Consider the following 21029-nt stretch of genomic DNA (forward strand, 5'->3'; position numbering starts at 1 on the left):
AATATTATGTCATACTTAGACGAGCTTTTTGGATTAAATGGTAAAGTAGCTATCGTAACCGGAGGAGGCCGCGGGATCGGTCAGGTAGTAGCAGAAGGGTTAGCGAAATCTGGTGCGAAGGTTGTGGTACTTGGAAGAAGCGGAGCTGACGAAACCATTGATTCCATTACAAAAGCTGGCGGAAAGGCTTATTTTATAGCTTGCGATGTTACGAAAGAAGAACAGGTAGACGCTGCTCTCGCTGAAATTATGAAGCGTTCCGGTTCTATCGATATTGTTTTCAATAACGCCGGAATCTGCATGCATCAAGGCACCTTCGAGGCGACGATCGAAGAATTCCGTGAGGTAATTGACTGCAATCTGACCGGCGAGTTCATTGTTTGCCGTGCGGTAGGCAAGATTATGATAGAAAATCACATCAAGGGCAGCATCATCAATATGGCATCCATGTCGGGAAGTATCGTAAATATTCCTCAGTGGCAGTGCTCTTACAACGCTTCTAAAGCTGCTGTTATCCATATGACGCGTTCATTGGCTGCAGAATGGGCGTTAGATGGTATCCGCGTTAATAGTTTAAGTCCCGGGTATATAGCAACGCCGATGTCCGTGGATACGCCTCAGGAATTAAAGGATGCCTGGATTCCGTTGATGCCGATGCACCGTATGGGAACTCCGGAGGAACTGATTCCGGCTGTTCTCTACCTTGCCAGCGATGCTTCCGGTTATACGACAGGAAGCGATATTATCGTTGACGGCGCTTATACCTGTATTTAGTCAACTTCTCTATTATTCTTCTAATAATCCCCCGAATCATATGTTGATTTGGGGGATTTGTTTTTGTGTAGGGTGTGGGTTGCGAGAGACTGGGGGCGGCGGCATTGGGGTTGGGGCCTGCCGTGCGCGGCTGTATTTTCTAAATGAAACCGTTAGTGTGTTGGAACGGAACGGGTCGGCAGCAGCGTACATCCATGTACGATGCTGCCTAAACGCCGCATCCATGCGGCGTTTTCCCTTGGTTGTGAGGGTTTCATTAAGAAAATATCAGCCGCTTACTAAACGGACCCAACCCCAATGCCGCCGCCCCCAGTCTCCCACTACGCTATGAATGAGAGTTTTGTATCCCGTACATTTACTGGAGTGAACCAGTATATCAAATAACCGGACTGAATATGCAGGATAAACTTTCCTATGTCACAACTGAAAGTTTAGACAAGTAATCGGTCCAGTTAATTTGTGGATGATATACCAGAGCGCACTGCGCTTCAATTTATACCATGTTTTTCATGAGGTTTACCATTTCGATAGCTCCAACAGCACAATCGAACCCCTTATTGCCGGCCTTTGTTCCGGCTCTCTCTATTGCTTGCTCGATGTTCTCAGTGGTAAGTACTCCAAACATCACCGGAATACCGGTGCTTAGTGATACGCTGGCGATTCCCTTGGAAACTTCGCTGCACACATAATCATAATGGGATGTGCTTCCCCTGATAACCGCTCCCAAACAAATCACCGCATCATATTTCTTGCTATTAGCCATGGCAGAAGCCACCAGCGGAATCTCAAAGGCTCCCGGCACCCACGCCACTTCAATATCCTCCTCTTTCACCTCGTGCCGAAGCAACCCATCTACCGCACCGCCAAGCAGCTTTGCAGTAATAAACTCATTAAACCTCGCCGCCACAATTCCAACTCTGATCCCTTTTGCTACTAACTGTCCTTCATAAGTCTTCATAATCACATTCTCCTATTCTTACTTTTTTGCTTTTTCTATTTTTTCACTTTACTTTTTCTATTGCCTTGTTCTATATCTGTTCCATTTTATCTATCCTATCATCATCTATCTTCGTAGTTTCTCACTGAAGTAAATCATCCTACATGCCTCTCCCTATGTTCTTACTCTATTTTCCTTTTATCTTTTATTCTCCTTATCTTTTGTTTCTTTTACCTTTTATTTTTTATCCCTTCTATCTTTTATCTTTTATCCCTTTCTCCTCTATACATATTTCAATTTTAAATAAAAATCACACCTGAGAAATTCGTAACCTTCGCAAATTTTATGTACAATTTCGTAACCTTGCCGGGCCTTTCTTCGGCGGATTGGGGGGCTGGTCTGTCAGTGAGCGGCTTGCATTTTCTTAATGAAAACCCCGACCCCCAGGGAAAACGCCGCACGGATGCGGCGTTTAGGCAGCGCTGCACATGGATGTGCATCGCTGCCGGCCCGTCCGCAACCGACACCTCAACGTTTTCATTTAGAAAATTCAGCCGCGAGCGCCGGAACAGAACCCCAATCCGCCGAAGAAAGGCCATCACCACCAAGACCATTATACATAAAATTTTCACAACCTCCCCTTTCTCTTCCCCCTATTTAAAATTCAAATAATGCCCCATCCTATCCCTCTTCGTCCGCAAATATTCCACATCATGCTTATTCGCCTCCGCCTCAATCGGCACGCGCTCCGTAATTTCTATGCCGAAATCCGAAAGCTGATATACCTTGTCAGGATTGTTCGTCAACAGCCGCAAAGTCTTCACTCCCAAATCCCGAAGTATCTGCGCTCCAATGTAATACTCCCGCATATCCTCTGCAAATCCCAGCGCCAGATTAGCCTCCGCCGTATCCAATCCCTCGCTTTGCAATTCATACGCCCGCAATTTATTCAGCAGTCCAATGCCTCTTCCTTCCTGGCGCATGTAAAGAAGAATGCCTCTTTCTTCTTTTTCTATCCTCTTCATGGATTGTATCAACTGCTCACCGCAGTCGCAGCGCATAGAATGAAATACATCCCCGGTCAGGCATTCCGAATGTACTCTGCACAGCACATTCTTTCCATCTCCCACTTCTCCTTTCACAAGAGCGATATGGTGTTCTCCATTTAATTTATTCCTGTATCCATAAGCCCTGAAATCTCCATACGCCGTTGGAAGGAGGGGACTTGCAACGCGCTCTGCCAAATGATCGAATCTTTTTCGGTAATCCTGCAAGGCCTTAATCGTAATGAACTTAAGATTCCATTTGTGCGCGAGTTCTATAAGCTCCGAAGTTCGCATCATACGCCCGTCTTCTGCCATAATTTCACAGCATAAGCCACACTCGCGCAGGCTCGCAAGCCGCATCAAATCTACCGTTGCCTCGGTATGCCCGCCTCGCTCCAGTACACCGTTTTTCTTAGCCAGAAGAGGGAACATATGGCCCGGACGGCGAAAGTCTTCCGGCTTTGCTGCAGCCTCTACTGCCTTAAGAGCAGTAACGCTCCTCTCTTTTGCTGATATGCCTGTCACGGTATCTACATGGTCTATGGATACGGTAAACGCCGTAGCGTGGTTATCCGTGTTGTCACTTACCATTTGTGGAAGCTGTAACTGCTCGCATATATCCGCACTCATGGGCATGCAGATGAGACCTTTTCCGTAAATTGCCATAAAATTAATATTCTCTGTCGTGGCAAACTGTGCGGCACAGATAAAATCGCCCTCATTCTCTCTATTTTCATCGTCCGTGACAAGAATGATTTCACCTCTTTTCAGCGCCTCTAATGCTTCTTGAATTGTGTTGAATTCAAACATGACCTTCCCTCCTTAAAATCCATTTTGAATTAAGAACTCTTCCGTTATTTTACCTTTGTCCTGCACAAATTTTTCAACATACTTTCCTATCATATCGTTTTCTAAATTTACGGAGGAACCTGCGCCTTTTCTAAAAAGTATAGTTTCCTTTGCTGTGTGTGGAATTACCGATACACAAAAGCTGCCACGGGAAACTGCTGCTACGGTCAGGCTCACGCCGTCTATGGCTATCGAGCCTTTCTCTACGATATAGCGCATGATATTGGATGGTGCTGCGATTTCATATAAAAGGGCTATACCGTCCTTTTTTACGGAGGCCACTTTCCCCACACCGTCGATATGTCCGGTCACCATATGACCCCCGAATCTTCCTCCTGCCATCATCGCCCGTTCCAAATTTACAAGACTTCCCCCTTGCAAGTTCCCTAATACGGAACGGGAAAGAGTTTCATTCATTACGTCCGCACCGAATCTACTATCTTTTACCCATGCCGCGGTCAGACAGACTCCATTTACGGCTATGCTGTCGCCAACCTTCAAATCTTCTGATATACCATCGGTCTCAATGGTCAAAAAAGCAGATCGGCTTCCTTTCTTTATACTTTCTACCTTTCCCATCTCTTCTATTATTCCGGTAAACATGTATAGTCCACCTCGCTTTCTATAAGAAAATCCTCGCCAATCTTCGTAATTGTCTGATTTTTCAGCCTTATGCAGTCACCCATCCTCTCGATTCCCATGCCTTCCACAGGAGTCTTCGCTTTTTCTCCCCCCAATATCTTAGGAGCAATATAGACTTGTATTTTATTTACGATACCGGTTTGGAGAGCGGAAAAATTCAGAGCTCCTCCTCCTTCCAAGAAAACGCTGTCAATTCCCCGCACCCATAGCTCCTTCATCAGAAGTTGTAAATCGATATGTCCCTTCTCCTTTGGAAGCACGATAATTTCGCAGCCGCACTGCTTAAATTTCTCTTGCTTCTCCTTATCCTGGCAGGCGGTAGCTATTATGGTCGCTCCCTGCCCCGTCTTGCCTGCTAACTCTACAACAGCCGCTTCGAGAGGTGTATACAAATTCGTATCGCATATGATGCGTATTGGATTTCTGCCTCCGTTCATTCGGCAGGTGAGAAGAGGATTATCCTTAATTACCGTCTTTACACCGACCATAATAGAGGAATAGCGACCCCTATCCTGATGGACATTTTCTCTCGCTGCTTCTCCTGTGACCCATTTGGAATCTCCGCATGCCGAAGCTATTTTTCCATCCATGGTCATAGCGTATTTCATGACAACGAAAGGGGTATTTGTTTGTATGCAGTGGAAGAACACCTGGTTCAACCTCTCTCCTTCTTCCTCGCGTATACCGGTTACCACTTCGATTCCTGCCGCCCGCAATGCTTCGATTCCCTTACCTGCTACCTCAGGATTAGGGTCCGTGCAGGCAATAACTACTTTCTTGATTCCGCTTTCTATAATCGCTTCCGTACACGGCGGTGTTTTTCCGTAGTGGCAGCAAGGCTCCAGATTGACATACAATGCGGCTCCCTCTGTATTCTCCTTGCAGCTTGTAAGTGCGTTTCTCTCCGCATGTGGCCCCCCATAGTTTTCATGAAACCCCTGCCCGATAACCTTCCCCTTCTTTACAATAACAGCACCTACCATAGGATTCGGATTTACTCGTCCTATTCCTTTTTTCGCAAGTGCAAGTGCCATTTCCATAAACTTCTCATCCGTCATATCGCCAGCTTTACTCCCTTCCATACAATCTGAGGCGTCAAATCGCCTAACTTATGTTAATTAATAACAAATACACGCTTTCCAGATTGCTCTCATTAAACAGAAATCTGCTTTATGCAATCCCGCAGCCAAGTCCTTTGGCAGCGCAGGGCTTCCACTATGAAATAAAAAAGCTGCCTTGAGTATATAATCCCAAGGCAGCAATAAAAGCACGTTAATCATATAAAAAGCTCTGAAATGAGAAACATTCCAGAGCTAATATACAAAAGAAAACACGTTAAATGTGCTATCAAAAAATCTTCTTTCATCCAGACTGTACTGTCGGCTTCGGAATCTCACCGAATCATGCCTTGCGGCTCGTGGGCTTTACCACCGGTAGGGAATCGCACCCTGCCCTGAAGATATGTATTTAATTATTTTACATGATAGCAGATTGATATTTATTTGTCAATAACCTGTTTCTCTGCTTATCTCTATGCTTGCCTATATCATCCTTTTACGGCTCCTTGTGCCATTCCTTTCACCATGTTCTTAACAAGAACGAAATAAAGCAGAACGATGGGTACGGCTATAAATACGCTTCCGGCGGCAAATCTTGCGAATTCCGTTTCATCCAGACTCATAAGACCTACTGCGACCGTATAAAGGTTCTTTTCCTTTAGGAGAAGCTTAGGCAGAATGAAATCGCTCCACGGCCAGGTGAAGGAGGTAAGCAGGGTATAAACGATAATCGGCCGGGAAAGCGGAAGATTAATCTTGGTAAACACCTGAAAATTAGTAGCTCCATCAATTCTTGCCGCCTCATCGATGGCTCTCGGGATCGTATCAAAAAATCCCTTCTGTGTCAGATAGCCCATGGGTGCTCCTGCACTGTAAATGAGTATCAGCCCCCATAAATGATTGATTAAATTAAACTGGGTCATCAGAAGATATACGACTATCATCCCCATAAAGGAAGGGAACATGCTAAGTACCATCGTCGTCTTCATAATAGGCTTTCTTGCCCTGAATTCGAATCTGGACATCGTATAAGCTGTCAATATAACAAGAAAAGTTCCGAGAATACAGCTTCCTGCCGCTACAAACAATGTATTGGCGAACCACCTGGGATAATTATACATAGCGATATCCGTGAATAATCGCTGAAAACTTGCCAGACTGTATGCCTTCGGGAAAAATCCGTTAAAGGAATAAATCGTTCCCGACTCGGAAAAGGAGGCCAAAATCAGCCATAAACAAGGAAAGAAAAAAAGGAAGGATACTGCCAGTAAAATAATATAAGTAATTCCCGTGTCGAATATCCTGCCCAAGGCGTGGATAACACTTATTGAGTATTCTTTACTCGTTGAGTGCTCTTCACTCATTGAGTGCTCTTCACTCATTGAATGCTCTTCACTCATTGAATGCTTCTCACTCATTGATAAATCCTCTCTTTTATTTTGCTTCGTTCTCATCGGAATGTATCCTCCTCCCTATAGGACGGCGATTTTATATAGACCGTTAACGATATGATCGAGGTAATGACAAAAATCACCAGACTGATGGCAGCCCCCAGGCAATAATAGTTATTATTAATAGAAAGATTGTACAGCCAGTTGATCAAGAGGTCTGTATCGCTGGCAAGGAAATAGCCATCCATATACAACCCTCCCCGCAGAAAATAGAAGATGCCGAAGTTATTGAAATTGCCTACAAACTGTCCGATAAGTACCGGCAATGTGGAAAACAGCACAAAGGGCATGGTAATCCTTAGAAACTGCTTCCACTTCCCCGCTCCGTCGATTCTCGCCGCTTCGTACAGTGAGATGTCCCTGTTCGAAAGAATGCCTGTAGCTAACAACATGATAGAAGGAGTACTGATCCAGCAGTTTACCACTATTCCTATCAGCCTCGCCGTCCACTTTGCATCCAGGTCGAGAAAGCCTATGGCAGCTCCTCCCCCTGCGGTAATGAGTTGATTGACCGGTCCGCCGTAAGAAAACATGAATTTGAACGCCAGAAGCGTAATAAATCCGGGAATCGCATAAGCCAATACCGGGAACATCCTCCAGAACGCTTTGCCTTTTACACAGTCCTTATCGAGCAAGAGTGCCAGCCCAAGACCGGCAAAATAATTGAGCACGGTAGCTGCAACGGCCCATAGCAGATTCCAGCCTAGAATTTTGACAAAGGTAGGCGCAAACTGCGACAGCGATAAGAGTTTCACGAAATTGGCAGCCCCTACCCAATCTACCAGTTCCGGAGGAACCACCGTCCCGCCGTAATTGGTAAATGCGATAAGTATCATAAATATAATGGGCAGAACATTAAATACGAACACTCCGGCCACCGGGAGTATCAGCACTGTCACATAGAACTTTTTATCCCAAAGCTGCATCGCCTCTTCTCTAAGGGTGAGAATTCTTCTTCCCTGCTCCAGCCGCTTCTTCATACGATATGCGTCACCGATATTCATAGCATAGAGGTATAAAAATGCCGCCAGCACCAGCCATGCAAAAATTCCCATCAAAAGCATTACCACCGAATTATCTCCGGTAACTCCAAGCCAGGCATCTCCCTTTTTCGTCCCCAGCGTGAAGAAACCGGCAATATCTGCAAAGCCTCTCGTAATGAAATAGTAAAGGACGCTTAGCTGGATTAGGAAAAATAATATACCTTTCCCTCTGGCCCCATATTTAAACTGCCCTCCGCCCATGATAACGATGGACAGCTTCACATTTGGGCCGCTATCTCTTAACAAACCTGCTGCCTGCTCCATTTTCCCTTTCATTTTCTTCCCATATCCTTCCTCTTTCAATGTTACCATTACTTATTTCAGGGTAAATATCGCATTGTGGATTTGAGAGTCCACCTGCTCCAGCCCCTTCTTCATTGCCGGAAGATCCTGATACTTCTTCTCCTCGGTTTTTCGAAACGCATCTTTCGCAATATCCGTAAAAAAGGTTTCGCCCGGCGTCCATATCTGAGCTACTTCCCTGATGGAAGGCATCAGAATAATATTTCCCTTTTCCAGATTTTCAAAAAGCCGTCTGGATACATCGCCTGATACCTCTGCAGCATCCGCTCTCGCCGGAGCCACACCGAGCAGTTCATTTCGAAGCTTCATCATTTCATAGCCGGATGCGAATTCAACAAAAGCAAGACAGGCATTAGGAGCCTTCGTATAAGCGCTGACCGCATATCCGTTCACGCCTCCCATAGACTTAGAATCCATCCATACAGGATTTTCCTCGGATAAATCCCCACTCTCCGGAAGCTTTGGCACGGGTGACATCACCATGTTTTCTTTTGCAAGCTCAGTTGCTTTTTCTTCATCCATTCCTTCGCTTTTATAGCTCTTGACCAGCTCTTCCAGAAAGGTGGAATAAACGTCCGGTGTGGACAACGTTGCAAAATAAGTGCCATCCGCTATTTTACCGTAACAGGTGGTATTGATCGTATTGTCAATGCATTCCTCGTTCATGGCGCCTGCCAACTGTGCCAGAACCCATGCTCCTTTTTCCGCCTCTGCAGCAGAGAATCCAATATCTTCCGGATCAGTGTTGTTGTCCCCGAATATATAACCGCCATAGGAGAAAAGAAAACCTCCCGAAAAATATACATCATAGAGGGCTTTCATGTAACCATAGTTAAGCGGATTCTCCTCATGTCTGGCTATAGAAAAGGCATATAAATCATTCCAATTCTCCGTGATATCACAAATACCGTTTCCGTCCTTATCCCAATCGGTCTCCCAGTTCGCAGGCAGCATATCCTTTCTGTAATAAAGCATCGGAGCCTGTACATTCACCGGTACTCCGCAGTAATAAAGGTTTCCGTCCACCTCCGTCTCGTACGCCTTCCAGGCTGCTTCCGGTATCTGCTCATAGCATTCCATATCCTGCACCGGAAGCGGGTAGACATGCTTGCCCTGCGCATATTGCATTATAATGTCATTTGCCTGATACAATACGTCCGGTCCATAGCCATAAGGTCCGTCATTTGCCAAATCCAAATACTGATCCATATTGGCATCCACCGCCGTAATTCCGTATTCTGCATATGCCTCATTGAATGCTTCCAAAAGTTCCTTCGCATATCCTCTTGCGATTGCCGTATCATTTTCCAGCACTCGGATTGTTACGTTATGCTCCAGCTCTCCGGTAAATGCCCCACTGCTCTGGATCGTTTTCGGTGTTTCCTTGTCTTTTACTGAAACGCCGGTTTCTGCCGTCCGGTCCTTGGCCGCATCCGCATTGCCGCAGCCTGCAGCCAACCCCAATACCCCAGTTAACATGAGCGATAGTATTATTGCCTTCCTCTTCTTCATACCTGCCTCCTCGTTTTCTATATACTTCTATGTTTCTGCCGCTAATCTTCCATCCCGATAACGGCGAATCCCCTTTGTTCCACCGTAACTGCAGCCGGAGCCTCAAACCTTGCACGGTTGCCGCAGAGAAGTTTGACAAAGCCCCCGTCCTCCATATGCTCTGTCTGAGCTTCCTCCGTCATATTGATGAGCAGCCTTAATTTTTTCCCGGGAATGCCCCGTTCTACCAAAAGCATTTTCCCCTGAGCCGTCACTCTTATATCACCTTGGGCAATCTCAGGCCGCTTTCGCAATCCGGTCAGTTCTTTCACCTTTTCCATCAACCCGGCATCCCATGAACGTTCCTCCCAGTCGAAGCAGCGGCGGGAATCAGGATCGTAACCACCCTCCAGGCAGATTTCCGTACCATAATAAATGCATGCAGCTCCGATAAATATTATTTCAAGAGCAAGAGCTGCCAGCAACTTATCCTTGTTCTTCCCTACCTCTGTAAAAAAGCGGTGGGTATCGTGAGAATCCAGAAGATTCAACATCATCCGGTTCACCTGTTCCAAATTTCTCATCAAATTGGCATTCAATTTCCACGCCATCTGTTCGGCATCAAAATTTTCCCTTGCAAAATAATCCAGACATGCCTTTGTAAACGCATAGTTCATAATACTGTCATACTGGTCACCCATAAGGTACGGATACGCATCATGCCAGTTCTCCCCGATAATGACCGCCTCCGGCTTCGTCTCCTTAACTGCCTTGCGGAAGGTTCGCCAGAATTCATGAGAAATCTCATCCGATACATCCAATCGCCAGCCGTCAATTTCATATTCCTTTATCCAATACACCGCAATCCGTATGAGAAACTCCTGCACTTGTTTATTTGCTGTGTTCAGTTTAGGCATATAGTTGCAGGAAGCAAAGCATTCATAGTTTATTTTCTCCGTATCCGGATAGTCTCCGTCAATCAGAAACCAATCATAGTATTCCGACTCTCTCCCCTTAGCAAGTACATCCTGAAACTGCTCTGTCTCCATACTGCAGTGATTAAATACTGCATCCAGCACTACCCGGATCCCTTTCCGGTGAGCCAGCCTTACCAGCTCCTTTAAATCCTCCTCCGTGCCAAACTGAGGGTCAACCTGCATATAATTAATAATATCATATTTATGATTGGATACCGACAAGAAGATCGGTGTCAGGTAAAGAGCAGTTATCCCAAGTTCCTTTATATAATCAAGCTTCCGGATAATTCCCTTTAAATCCCCTCCTGCGAAGCCTTTTGCAAAGGGCTTATCATTCCACTTCATATTGATATAGGAGCAATCCTTTTTTATATCCTCCATAAAAAAACGATCGACAAATATCTGGTAAAATATCGCATCTTTCATCCAGTCCACCGTCGGCAGCAAATCATTTTTATTAATATACGGCATCTGGAAAAAATTATAAAATCCCTCTTTAAAGTTATAGGTATCGGTGATACCGTCTTCGCTGAAATAATATACTTTCCCGTTTTGCTCAATCCTGAAAATATATGCCAGCCGCACATCCTCAAGTTGTAATTTGATTTCATAATAATTATAAATTCTATCGCTATACCCTACATGCATAACCGCACTTTCCTGTTTTTCCTGAAAATTGTATTTGCATGCATATATTAAAAAAACCTTTGTCTCCTCATCCTCCTTTGCCATTCTAAACCTTATTACCAATTCCTTTTCTCCTATAGGAAAACAATATCTGGAATCGGGAATATGTAACATCGCATATTCGTTCATATACTTTATCCTCTCTAAATTTTCACCGGCGCTTATTGACAAATACTAAAAAATTCTATATAACTTTTGAATAGACCCATTCCGGTCATTCCCGGAAAAGGAATATCCTACAAGGGGGAAACTTAAGTGAAAAATAAAATCACAATCAGAGATGTTGCGCGGGAGGCCGATGTATCCATTGCAACCGTATCTTATGTATTAAATGGGCGCACAGACATGCGTATCAGCGAACAAACGAGAAAAAAGGTACTGCAGGTCATCAATCTTCTGGATTATACACCCAATCAGTCCGCTCAGGCGCTTGCAACAAACCGCAATCGCATGATAGCCCTGTATCTTACCCCCGATGCTTCTGTGTTAAACAAAGCGGAACAGATGTGTTTTATTCACCTTCTGTCGTCCTTTCTTCACGAAAAGAACTACGATCTTATATATCTGAGTGATAACTATACGGAACAGTTCGACAATGCAGATGCGATTATCGGTTATGACATTTCTGCCGAATATTTTCATCAAATCGGTGACGTCAACTTCAGTCCATTATTAGCTGTGCACTGCTTTATTGAGGACCCCTTATTTTTCCAGATAAATTCCGATTATGCAAGGATTGCCGGTGAAGCTTCCCTTTTTTTCCAGGGTGAGCCTTACACTCTTTATTCTCTGAAGACTCCTAATATTCAGAAACAGCAATATCTTGAAAAAAACTTTTCCAAGGTGCATTATGTGGAAGACTTCCATGATCTTGACAATACAGACGGGGAAAATATCCTTGTCATGGATCAGACGCTGCAAGAACTGCTGAAAAATCACCCTTCCTTGTACTATGTGCCCTCCATGTCCGCCGAAAAAGCGGAGGCTCTCATTACCTGCGTCGAATATGCACTTTTAAGAACCCCGCTTAAGCAGCATAATATCCTCATATAGATAATGCCTTTCCGATTGATATTTTGCAGATTAGTATCTTCGGATTACTATCTTCCAAATACAGAAAAGCTCTTTACTTGCAAGACACCACAAGCACCTTTGATGAAGCATCATAGGTGAACGTATAGGTTCCGTCCTGTCCGGCAATCAGATTGGCGCCGCCGCCCTCCGAAACGAAGGAAAGGCTATCAGCATCGTCAGAAGCAATATTGGTAAAACGAATGTATTCCGTTCCTACAGTAGCGATATCCCCGACCGTCACCATAGATGTGAACATAAACTCATCCCCTTCTGTAAGGCCGACGCTCAGCGTATATATGTCTCCATCCTGCGTAAACTCCGTTTCTGCCGAGTAAACATCCTCCCAGCCCGTTATGACCGCTCCTTTTATGTAGTAATTTACCTGCATATCCCCGGCATTCGCTGTTGCCTCACCATTATAGGTCCATGTAATCTTATCGTAGGGATTAATGTTGAATCCCTCTTTATTTTCCTCAGAATAGTTGGAGGCGCTTGTATCATAAGTGTCCTCTGCCGGATAAGTGGTCAGGGTAAAAGTGTAATTGCCTGTTACCGCACATTTGATATTGGAACGCTTCGTGCTGGCTTCTCCCAGACCTCCGGAATTATAGAAATAATCCTTGCTGTCCAAAGAAATGGTATCCAGATAGCCATAGCCTCTCTGATCATTCCACTGCGTATTTATTGCGAACTGAAATTCATCTCCTTCATTCAAGTCCAGTGTAATCGTATAAATGTTTTCCGAATCGCTTTCTTCCTTTGTCATTTTATGTACATCCGTAATGCTCGTTCCCCAATTGGATTCCAGCAACGCCAAACTCGTTCCGCTTCCCACAATGGCAAATTCCCTCTCGTCCTCTTGATAGGAAACAAATCCGGCAAAAGCGGACATATCTTCCGTTACCGGCTGCTCAAAATTGAACTTATGGCTCATCTGCGGCGTTGCAAACCAATCCACAAAGACATAGCCCTCTTTTTCAGGCACATATTCCTCTGCCAAAGCACCGTCAACAACTTCTGCTTCCTTTAAAACAGTCGCGGCGTCCGAATCATAAAAAGTCACCTTATGCACTGTTTCTTCCGTAGAAGATTCTTCCGACACACCTGCCTGTACTTCTTCCGCTGCACTTCCCGTCTCCTGCGTCTGAGCGCTACCGCAGCCTGCCAGAAGCAAGCCTGTTGTTACAAATCCTACTGCGAACAATTTCCCTATTTCTTTTCTTCTCTTCATTTTTTCCTCCACCCTTAACTATAGTTATTCTTATTTGCTTAACCGGTTAATCAAAAAGGATTTTTTAAGCAAACTGCCGAATCACAGTTTGCTTAAACGGTTAAACTATATAAATAATGTATCACTATTCGTATCCCATGTCAACAATTGTTTGCCTACTTTTTCAGAAGTCTCAAATATTCGTTACTGTGCACTCCGTTCTCAGCAACGCATGATTTCTGCAATGCAAATTCGCTCTGCGAAGCAGAAATCATCTCTTGAATCACGTTCTTACGTAGCTTAACAGCAAGTGCTAAGCTACTGTCTGAACAGTAACAAATATTCCCCGTAGCCCTCCTTCTCCATTTTTTCCTTCGGTATAAATCTAAGAGAAGCGCTGTTAATACAGTACCTAAGACCTCCCCTATCCATAGGCCCGTCCTCAAATACATGCCCCAAATGCGCATCCCCGGTTCTGCTCCTCACCTCGGTCCTCACCCTGCCAAAGCTCGTATCGACAGCGTCCGTAATAAGTGCTGCATCGATAGGCTTGGAAAAAGCAGGCCAGCCGCATCCCGATTCAAATTTATCATCCGACAAGAAAAGAGGCTCTCCTGTAGTAATATCCACATAAATTCCTTCCCGGAACTCATCGAAATATTCGTTATGAAAGGGCTGCTCCGTGGCACTATTCTGTGTCACTTCGAACTGAAGATTTGTCAAGCTTTCCTTCAATTCCTCCGCAGATTTTTTTATATATCTCCGGCCTGTATCCACTGCGTTCTTCGCCTTCTCGAACTTATCCGCCCCGATATGGCAATATCCATGGGGATTCTTATCCAAATATTTCTGGTGGTACTCCTCCGCCCTAGAATAGTTATCCAGCGGCTTCACCTCGATTGCAATCTTTTCCTTATATTTTAATTGGAGCTTGCCGATGGATTCACGGATAATGCCCTCGTCCTCATCGTCCGTAAAATAAATTCCGGTCCTATATTGCGAACCTACGTCATTTCCCTGCCGATTCACACTCACCGGATTAATCACATCGTAATAAAGCTCCAGCAAAAATGGAAGTCCGATTACCGTATTCTCATACACCACTCTAACCGCCTCCGCATGTCCTGTATTCCTATGGCACACTTCTTCATAGCTGGGATTTTTTGTATTCCCATTCGCATATCCGACCTCCGTCTCCAAAATCCCCTTAACCTCTTCCAAATACTTCTCCGTTCCCCAAAAGCAACCTCCGGCCAAATAAATTTCTTTCCTCATAAAATTTCTCCTTTCATCTAATATATTTTTTATTGTGTGTTGATTTGTCAGGTAACGAGAGACTCGGGGCGATGGATTGGGTTTGGGGTCTGCGTACGCGGCTGTATTTTCTAAATGAAACCTGTTCTGTGTCGGAACCGAACGGGCCGGCAGCAACGTACATCCATGTACGATGCTGCCTAAACACCGCTTCCGTGCGGTGTTTACCCTGAGTTGTGAAAGGTTTCATTAAGAAAATGCAAGCCGCTTACTAAACGTCCCCAAACCCAATCCACCGCCCCGAGTCTCCCACTACGTACCGACTAAAAACTTCGCCGCAAAAATCATTACGCTATTACTTCCAAGTCATTTCCATCTCTATTCCCTCAACCCATACCTCTATCTTCCATTTCCCGCAATCTGCTCTCCTTCACTCAAGTTCTCAATCCCTATACGCATCTATGCACCAAGGCCCACACCTCTCACCTCCACTGCCTCCCAGTCATCCGTCACCCCATATCCCAGCCGTAGAACTTGCGCGGGGAAAGGCGGGGAGGGAAATGTTTTTAAGCGATTTTATGCTACGGAGGGGAGACAAAGAAAATTTTTCAGCCTCTGCTGAAAGATTTTCTGCCCTGGCTCACCGCAGTGTCCTGCATAATCAGAGCGCAAAAACATCTCCCTCCCCACCTTTCCCCTCACAACCTTCTCTCCCCTCCCAAATTTTTCTCACTTTTGTCAATTTTGTTGTAGAAATATGTCAGCTCATATGATATACTTTTCTGAAAAAATATAGAGGGAGGTCTTTTCTTGGAAAGCAAAAAAATCATTCAGGTCGAAGATAAGGTACCGGCCAGTCTCCTATTTCCGCTGTCCCTGCAGCACATGTTCGCCATGTTCGGGGCATCGGTATTGGTACCTATCATCTTCCAAATCAATCCATCCGTCGTACTGTTAATGAATGGTATCGGCACGCTACTGTTTTTCCTTATTACCAAAGGCAAAGCACCTGCATATCTCGGTTCCAGCTTTGCTTTTCTTGCACCGGCAGGTCTGGTCATATCCAAATGGGGGTATCAGGATGCTCTGGGCGGTTTCATCGCAGTAGGTTTAGCACTGTGTATTCTTTCTTTTGTTATTTACAAGTTCGGTATCAAATGGATCGACGTCGTACTTCCCGCCGCAGCTATGGGCCCCGTCGTTGCTCTCATCGGTTTGGAGTTGGCAGGAACTGCTGCTTCTACAGCCGGAATTCTTCCCGGTGCCGATGGCGCTGTGGATTCCAAAAATGTAATCGTATTCATAGTTACTTTGGCATTCGCCGTATTCGGAAATGTACTCTTCAAAAAGTTCTTCGCTGTTATCCCTATTTTGATTGCGATCGTCGCAGGTTATATCACCGCACTGTTCACTGGGGGCATTGCGCCCGGAACGGTTTCCGGAGCGCTTCATGCCAGCTTGTTCGTAATGCCGAATTTCCAGACTCCCCGCTTTAACCCGGAAGCTATCGTAATGATTCTTCCCGTTATTCTGGTTATCGCTTCCGAGCACATCGGCCATCAGATCGTAACGAGTAAGATTGTGGAAAGAGACCTCCTCAAGGATCCGGGGCTTCACCGCTCCTTGTTCGCAGATGGTCTTTCTACCATGCTCTCCGGCTTCGTCGGCTCCGTACCTACTACGACCTATGGCGAGAACATCGGCGTTATGGCAATGACTAAGGTTTATTCCATTCAGGTAATAGCCGGTGCAGCTATCCTCTCGATCATCGCTTCCTTCGTAGGTCCCGTTGCCGCATTGATTCAGACCATTCCCGGTCCTGTCATCGGCGGCATTTCCTTCCTCTTATACGGTACCATCGGGGCTTCAGGTATCCGTATCATCGTTGACGGACGGGTCGATTACAGCGGAAGCCGCAATCTGACGCTCACCTCCGTGGTGTTTGTCGTAGGGCTTTCAGGCGTTGCCTTAAGCATCTTCAACATTACGCTTACAGGTATGGTTCTGGCAGCAATTGTCGGTATGGTTCTATCGCTTCTGTTCTATATCTTCGATAAGCTCGGATGGGCGAACGATAAGAATTAAGAAATAACTACTTAGTAGTTTAAGAAGGGTGTTCCCTTTCTATGCACGCAAGCATAGAAAGGGACATCCTTTTTTTATATTATAGGAAGGTGCTCCTACTACACAAACCATGGATGCGCAGCTACGCGCGCGGAACAAAAAGCTGCGCTTTCGAAGTATTGGGCTGCGAGAGTGTGCGAAGCACACTTTTGTTCTGTAATAGGAAAGTGCTTCTATTACACAAACCATGGATGCGCAGCTACGCGCGCGGAACAAAAGCTGTGCTTCCGAAGTATTGGGCTGCGAGAGTGTGCGAAGCACACTTTTGTTCTATCATAGGAATGGCCCTGGTATTTTTACGTGGAAAATATTGTCTTTTAGCTTAGCTGAATTTTTTCCGGCTCCGGCCTCCACTGACTTTTCTCTAAATCGATACGGCCATTTTCCAGAAAGATAACGCCCTCCTGCTCTAGCATAAAGTGCTGGAAATCCTGCCCTCCGAAGGCGTGCAGGGGCGCCATCTCTCCTAACCTGTTGACCACTCTGTGGCAGGGAAGGTTCAGCTTGGCAGGAGCCTTGTTCATGGCATAGCCGATGACACGCGGTGCATGGGGCTTTCCCACAAGCCAGGCAATTTGTCCGTAGGTGGCAACCCGCCCCTCCGGAATCTTTGCCACCACCTCATAAATTTTTTGATACAACTCCGAATAAGCCATAGACTTCCCCCTCTCTTAACGTATTATTACTATTCACAGCTTTGCTGTTCATGGCAACAATATGTGCACAAATTGTATGTTTCATGCGATTTAATGCTGGCCACCTTGGGCTTTTGTACAAAAACAGCACAAAACACCTCGCGTAATAGTTGCTGTGGATAGTAACTCCATATTTTCAGTATTTTTAACACTTTCACTGTTTTGTCTCGTATAAATGATGTATAATAAAAGAAAATATCACAATAGTGTATGGCCCTGAGGGTTACTATTCAACCAACAACATCGCGAAGTGTTTTTTGTGAACAAAGATCACCGAAAACCCAAGTTTTACAAGCGTTTGCATCAAATGTTACTATGAAGCCGTAAGCGGAATAGTGCCCATTGAGGATTTAATATATGACAGTTTATCACAAATTCTTTTCCGAAGATACACGCTTATATAAAATATATAAAGAGAAATTTACCGATGTATCAGTTACTTTACTCCTGCTGCTTCTGGCGACGCTCCTTTCCTTCATCTATTGGAGAATATCACAGAACGCCGCCAACATTGCACTTTTATACGTCATAGCCCTAGTTCTGATCGCGCGGAAGACAGAAGGCTATTTCTGGGGAATCTTCGCCTCGCTGGTAGGCGTTATCTGTATCAATTATCTCTTTACCTATCCATATTATTCGCTGAACTTTACGCTGACCGGCTATCCGATCACCTTTCTTGGAATGCTTGCCGTGGCTCTGACAACGAGTGCCGTTACCAACAACATGAGAAATCAGATGCAGATGCTCGCTGATAGGGAAAAGCTGTTGGTCGAAGCTGAAAAGGAAAAAATGCGCGCCAACTTGCTGCGCGCTATTTCCCACGACCTTAGAACTCCGCTTACCAGCATCATCGGCGCCAGCGCTTCTTATATTACCAATGAAGAGGTTTTGAACGAAGAGCAGAAAAAAGAGCTGGTTTCCCATATTTACGAAGATTCCAACTGGCTCCTTAACATGGTGGAGAATCTTCTCTCCGTTACCCGTATTCAGGACGGCGTAGCCAATGTCAACAAGTCCTATGAATCCGTGGAGGAGGTAATTTCAGAGGCTATTATCCGTCTTAAAAAAAGGCTGCCCGATACACAGCTTTCCGTACGTGTTCCTGATGAACTCATCATGATTCCTATGGACGCCATTTTAATCGAGCAGGTTCTTATCAACCTTCTGGAAAATGCCGCGCTCCATTCCAGGAGTGAATTGCCTATCGAATGCTATGTGGACGAGACCGCGGATTTCGTTACCTTCCACGTCAGAGATTACGGCATCGGCATCTCCCCTGAGAGGCTGTCCACCATTTTCAGCGGAACCGCTTATACCGGCAACTCCTCTGCCGACAGCTCCAGAGGCATGGGCATCGGCCTTACCATTTGCAAGACCATCATTACCGCCCACAAGGGCAAGCTTAGAGTAAAATCACACGATGCAGGAACCGAGTTTTATTTCATCCTGCCAAAGGCATAACCCAAAAATATGTTGTACAAAAAAGGAGTCCCGCCAAAATGAGCGCCAAATCAACTATCATTATTATCGAAGACGAAAAAAACATATGTAATTTCATGGCTACCACACTTACGGCCCAAGGCTATAAAATCATAACCGCTGCCAACGCAAAATCCGGTCTTTCTCTCATTGCCTCCTGCTGTCCCGACCTCATTCTTCTGGATATGGGACTGCCCGATATGGACGGCATCGACGTCATCAAGGATATTCGCTCATGGGCCAGCATTCCCATCATCGTCATATCCGCGAGAACGCAGGAGAAGGAAAAAGTGTTAGCACTGGACACCGGAGCGGATGATTATATTACCAAGCCCTTCGGTCCTTCTGAACTTTTTGCCCGGATTCGCACCGCCCTAAGGCACAGCAACCGCCTGAATACGGATTCCAGACTGACCCTCCGGCCCTACGAGGCCGACGGACTCATTATCGACTTCGATAAGCATCTGATTACGTTGAGCGGAAGCGAAGTGCATCTGACGCAAGTAGAATTCAAAATCATTTCACTTCTGGCTCAGAATTCCGGCCGGGTCATGACTTATGACTCCATTATTTCTAATGTGTGGGGACCATATGCCGATGACAATAACCGCATACTGCGAGTAAACATGGCGAATATCCGTCGGAAACTGGAAAAAAATCCTGCGGAGCCGCACTACATATTCACTGAAATAGGCATTGGCTACCGGATGCTGGAAGACAAGGCCGGCTGATCTGCTAGAATTCCACGCCCCGCCTGGCAGGAATTCCTTTTTCATAAGGGTGCCTGATACACTTCATCCGGGTAATATAATCCGCATATTCCAGGAAAAGTTCATCCGGCTCCCTTCCTGTCAACACTAGCTCAAGAGACGGTGGCTTTTCCTTTATCAATCGCTCCACCTCGCTCTTATCGATGAGATCCAGCTCATAAGGATAGGTAATCTCATCCAAAATTACCATTCCGTATCCGCCGCTCTCTATCTTCCTCATGACTTCCTTTAGTATTTCATTGTGTTCCCGCGTAATTTCCTTCTTATCCGCATCGCTCATATTTTTATAGAATCCATAGTTTCTGCTGTTTCTTAGAAGCTCGATTTCCTGTATCCGCTCCATGGCGGACAGTTCGCCGCTTTCATTGCCTTTCATGAACTGAGCAAATATTACGCGCTCGCCGCAGCCCGCAGCTCGCAGTGCAAGTCCTGCCGCCGCTGTGGTCTTTCCTTTTCCATCTCCGCAGTACACATGAATCAATCCTTGCTTCATCTCTTTCCTCCTTTGCCGAAAATACGCCGGTATCCGTAATTTAACTCCTTGGGATTGCCGGCCCTTTTTTCGCAATCCTTTCTGTTACATCCGGCACATAGAGAGTGCTCTCTTTCTACCTCCGGTTCTTTCGTTTGAAGAGGCACGGTATATGCCACGCTCTTTTTGGGAATCAGCATGTAGGCACCATTGTAGCTTATTTCCTCCTGCCCGAAGGAATCTACGATTTTGGCCACATCCTCCATAGGAAGTTCTGTCCCCGGAAACTCATACTGACCGCACCACAAGCCGGTGTGTTTTCTAAGAAAATCGTCTCCCCTCCCATAAGCCTTCATAAGAAGCTCCATGGCAATACATTCCGCCATATAGGCCTCCGACAGGCTGCCTTCCTCCATAAGGTTGCTTTGCACACAGTCCACACCCTCACCCAGCGTCATGAGTACTGCTGCCTTATCCCTTATCTGTCCACCCCATGAAAAATAAGCGGATACCGCAATATTCCTAAAGTACTTTTTATATACCGCTTTTAACAGAGGAAGGCCGGTATCACCAAAATGATACCGACCGCACATATTCTTTAACTCGCTTTCGCATAAATCCACTGATAATATCCTGTGTTCCTTCCGCTCGCTTTCCATAGATGCACCTCACTATTTTATGCACACTCTGTCT

Annotated in this window: 18 protein-coding genes and 1 riboswitch; of the genes, 5 read left to right on the forward strand and 13 right to left on the reverse strand. The window is 45.5% G+C overall.

Annotation, left to right across the window (positions count from 1 at the left end):
- Window positions 1–6: 6 nt before the first annotated feature.
- On the forward strand, window positions 7–774 hold the full coding sequence (locus tag CC90_RS0120765; RefSeq protein WP_031392635.1) for an SDR family oxidoreductase: 768 nt from the start codon (window positions 7–9) through the stop codon (window positions 772–774).
- A gap of 493 nt (window positions 775–1267) precedes the next feature.
- On the opposite strand, the gene ribH is transcribed toward CC90_RS0120765, so the two are convergent.
- The 8 genes from ribH to CC90_RS0120810 all read right to left on the reverse strand — a co-directional run bounded on the left by ribH (window position 1268) and on the right by CC90_RS0120810 (window position 11387).
- Complete coding sequence (gene ribH / locus CC90_RS0120770; protein ID WP_031392636.1) at window positions 1268–1732, reverse strand: 6,7-dimethyl-8-ribityllumazine synthase; 465 nt, start codon at window positions 1730–1732, stop codon at window positions 1268–1270.
- 632 nt (window positions 1733–2364) lie between these two features.
- Window positions 2365–3567, reverse strand: a complete 1203-nt coding sequence (locus tag CC90_RS0120780; RefSeq protein WP_031392638.1) for a bifunctional 3,4-dihydroxy-2-butanone-4-phosphate synthase/GTP cyclohydrolase II — start codon at window positions 3565–3567, stop codon at window positions 2365–2367.
- A 12-nt stretch (window positions 3568–3579) separates the two neighbouring features.
- Window positions 3580–4209: a riboflavin synthase gene (locus tag CC90_RS0120785; protein WP_031392639.1), complete on the reverse strand. Its 630-nt coding sequence runs from the start codon at window positions 4207–4209 to the stop codon at window positions 3580–3582.
- Complete coding sequence (gene ribD / locus CC90_RS0120790; RefSeq protein WP_031392640.1) at window positions 4194–5306, reverse strand: bifunctional diaminohydroxyphosphoribosylaminopyrimidine deaminase/5-amino-6-(5-phosphoribosylamino)uracil reductase RibD; 1113 nt, start codon at window positions 5304–5306, stop codon at window positions 4194–4196. The genes CC90_RS0120785 and ribD overlap by 16 nt, the downstream gene beginning before the upstream one ends.
- 292 nt (window positions 5307–5598) lie before the next feature.
- A riboswitch (FMN riboswitch) is annotated at window positions 5599–5713 on the reverse strand.
- Window positions 5714–5794: 81 nt separating this feature from the next.
- Entirely contained in the window at window positions 5795–6760 is a 966-nt protein-coding gene (locus CC90_RS0120795; protein ID WP_242843366.1) for a sugar ABC transporter permease, read from the reverse strand.
- Window positions 6757–8076, reverse strand: a complete 1320-nt coding sequence (locus tag CC90_RS0120800) for a carbohydrate ABC transporter permease (RefSeq protein ID WP_031392642.1) — start codon at window positions 8074–8076, stop codon at window positions 6757–6759. The genes CC90_RS0120795 and CC90_RS0120800 overlap by 4 nt, the downstream gene beginning before the upstream one ends.
- A gap of 39 nt (window positions 8077–8115) precedes the next feature.
- A complete protein-coding gene (locus CC90_RS0120805; RefSeq protein ID WP_035316005.1) occupies window positions 8116–9615 on the reverse strand; it encodes a sugar ABC transporter substrate-binding protein in 1500 nt (499 codons plus the stop codon).
- A 41-nt stretch (window positions 9616–9656) separates the two neighbouring features.
- Window positions 9657–11387, reverse strand: a complete 1731-nt coding sequence (locus tag CC90_RS0120810) for a glycoside hydrolase family 13 protein (RefSeq protein WP_051869925.1) — start codon at window positions 11385–11387, stop codon at window positions 9657–9659.
- A gap of 126 nt (window positions 11388–11513) precedes the next feature.
- Here CC90_RS0120810 and CC90_RS23880 point away from each other — a divergent pair, with 126 nt between their 5' ends.
- Window positions 11514–12311 carry a LacI family DNA-binding transcriptional regulator gene (locus CC90_RS23880; protein WP_031392645.1) on the forward strand — a complete coding sequence of 266 codons (798 nt, stop codon included), beginning with the start codon at window positions 11514–11516 and terminating at the stop codon, window positions 12309–12311.
- Window positions 12312–12384: 73 nt separating this feature from the next.
- Here CC90_RS23880 and CC90_RS23475 read toward each other — a convergent pair whose 3' ends face one another.
- Window positions 12385–13563, reverse strand: a complete 1179-nt coding sequence (locus CC90_RS23475; protein WP_051869927.1) for a hypothetical protein — start codon at window positions 13561–13563, stop codon at window positions 12385–12387.
- Between the two features lie 297 nt (window positions 13564–13860).
- A complete protein-coding gene (gene msrB, locus CC90_RS0120825) occupies window positions 13861–14817 on the reverse strand; it encodes a peptide-methionine (R)-S-oxide reductase MsrB (RefSeq protein WP_031392647.1) in 957 nt (318 codons plus the stop codon).
- Window positions 14818–15606: 789 nt separating this feature from the next.
- Between msrB and uraA the strand changes: the two genes are divergently transcribed.
- Window positions 15607–16881 (forward strand): uracil permease, encoded by a 1275-nt coding sequence (gene uraA, locus CC90_RS0120835; RefSeq protein ID WP_031392648.1) that lies wholly within the window; start codon window positions 15607–15609, stop codon window positions 16879–16881.
- A 356-nt stretch (window positions 16882–17237) separates the two neighbouring features.
- On the opposite strand, the gene CC90_RS0120840 is transcribed toward uraA, so the two are convergent.
- Window positions 17238–17576, reverse strand: a complete 339-nt coding sequence (locus tag CC90_RS0120840; RefSeq protein WP_031392649.1) for an MGMT family protein — start codon at window positions 17574–17576, stop codon at window positions 17238–17240.
- A gap of 396 nt (window positions 17577–17972) precedes the next feature.
- Here CC90_RS0120840 and CC90_RS0120845 point away from each other — a divergent pair, with 396 nt between their 5' ends.
- On the forward strand, window positions 17973–19076 hold the full coding sequence (locus CC90_RS0120845; protein WP_035316007.1) for a sensor histidine kinase: 1104 nt from the start codon (window positions 17973–17975) through the stop codon (window positions 19074–19076).
- Window positions 19077–19114: 38 nt separating this feature from the next.
- Window positions 19115–19825 (forward strand): response regulator, encoded by a 711-nt coding sequence (locus CC90_RS0120850; RefSeq protein WP_031392651.1) that lies wholly within the window; start codon window positions 19115–19117, stop codon window positions 19823–19825.
- 4 nt (window positions 19826–19829) lie between these two features.
- On the opposite strand, the gene CC90_RS0120855 is transcribed toward CC90_RS0120850, so the two are convergent.
- Window positions 19830–20357 carry a cob(I)yrinic acid a,c-diamide adenosyltransferase gene (locus CC90_RS0120855; RefSeq protein ID WP_031392652.1) on the reverse strand — a complete coding sequence of 176 codons (528 nt, stop codon included), beginning with the start codon at window positions 20355–20357 and terminating at the stop codon, window positions 19830–19832.
- Complete coding sequence (locus CC90_RS0120860) at window positions 20354–20995, reverse strand: hypothetical protein (protein WP_031392653.1); 642 nt, start codon at window positions 20993–20995, stop codon at window positions 20354–20356. Before CC90_RS0120860 ends, CC90_RS0120855 begins: the two co-directional genes overlap by 4 nt.
- Window positions 20996–21029: the final 34 nt, after the last annotated feature.

The sequence above is a fragment of the Kineothrix alysoides genome (assembly GCF_000732725.1).
In the GTDB taxonomy this organism is placed as follows: Bacteria; Bacillota; Clostridia; order Lachnospirales; family Lachnospiraceae; genus Kineothrix; species Kineothrix alysoides.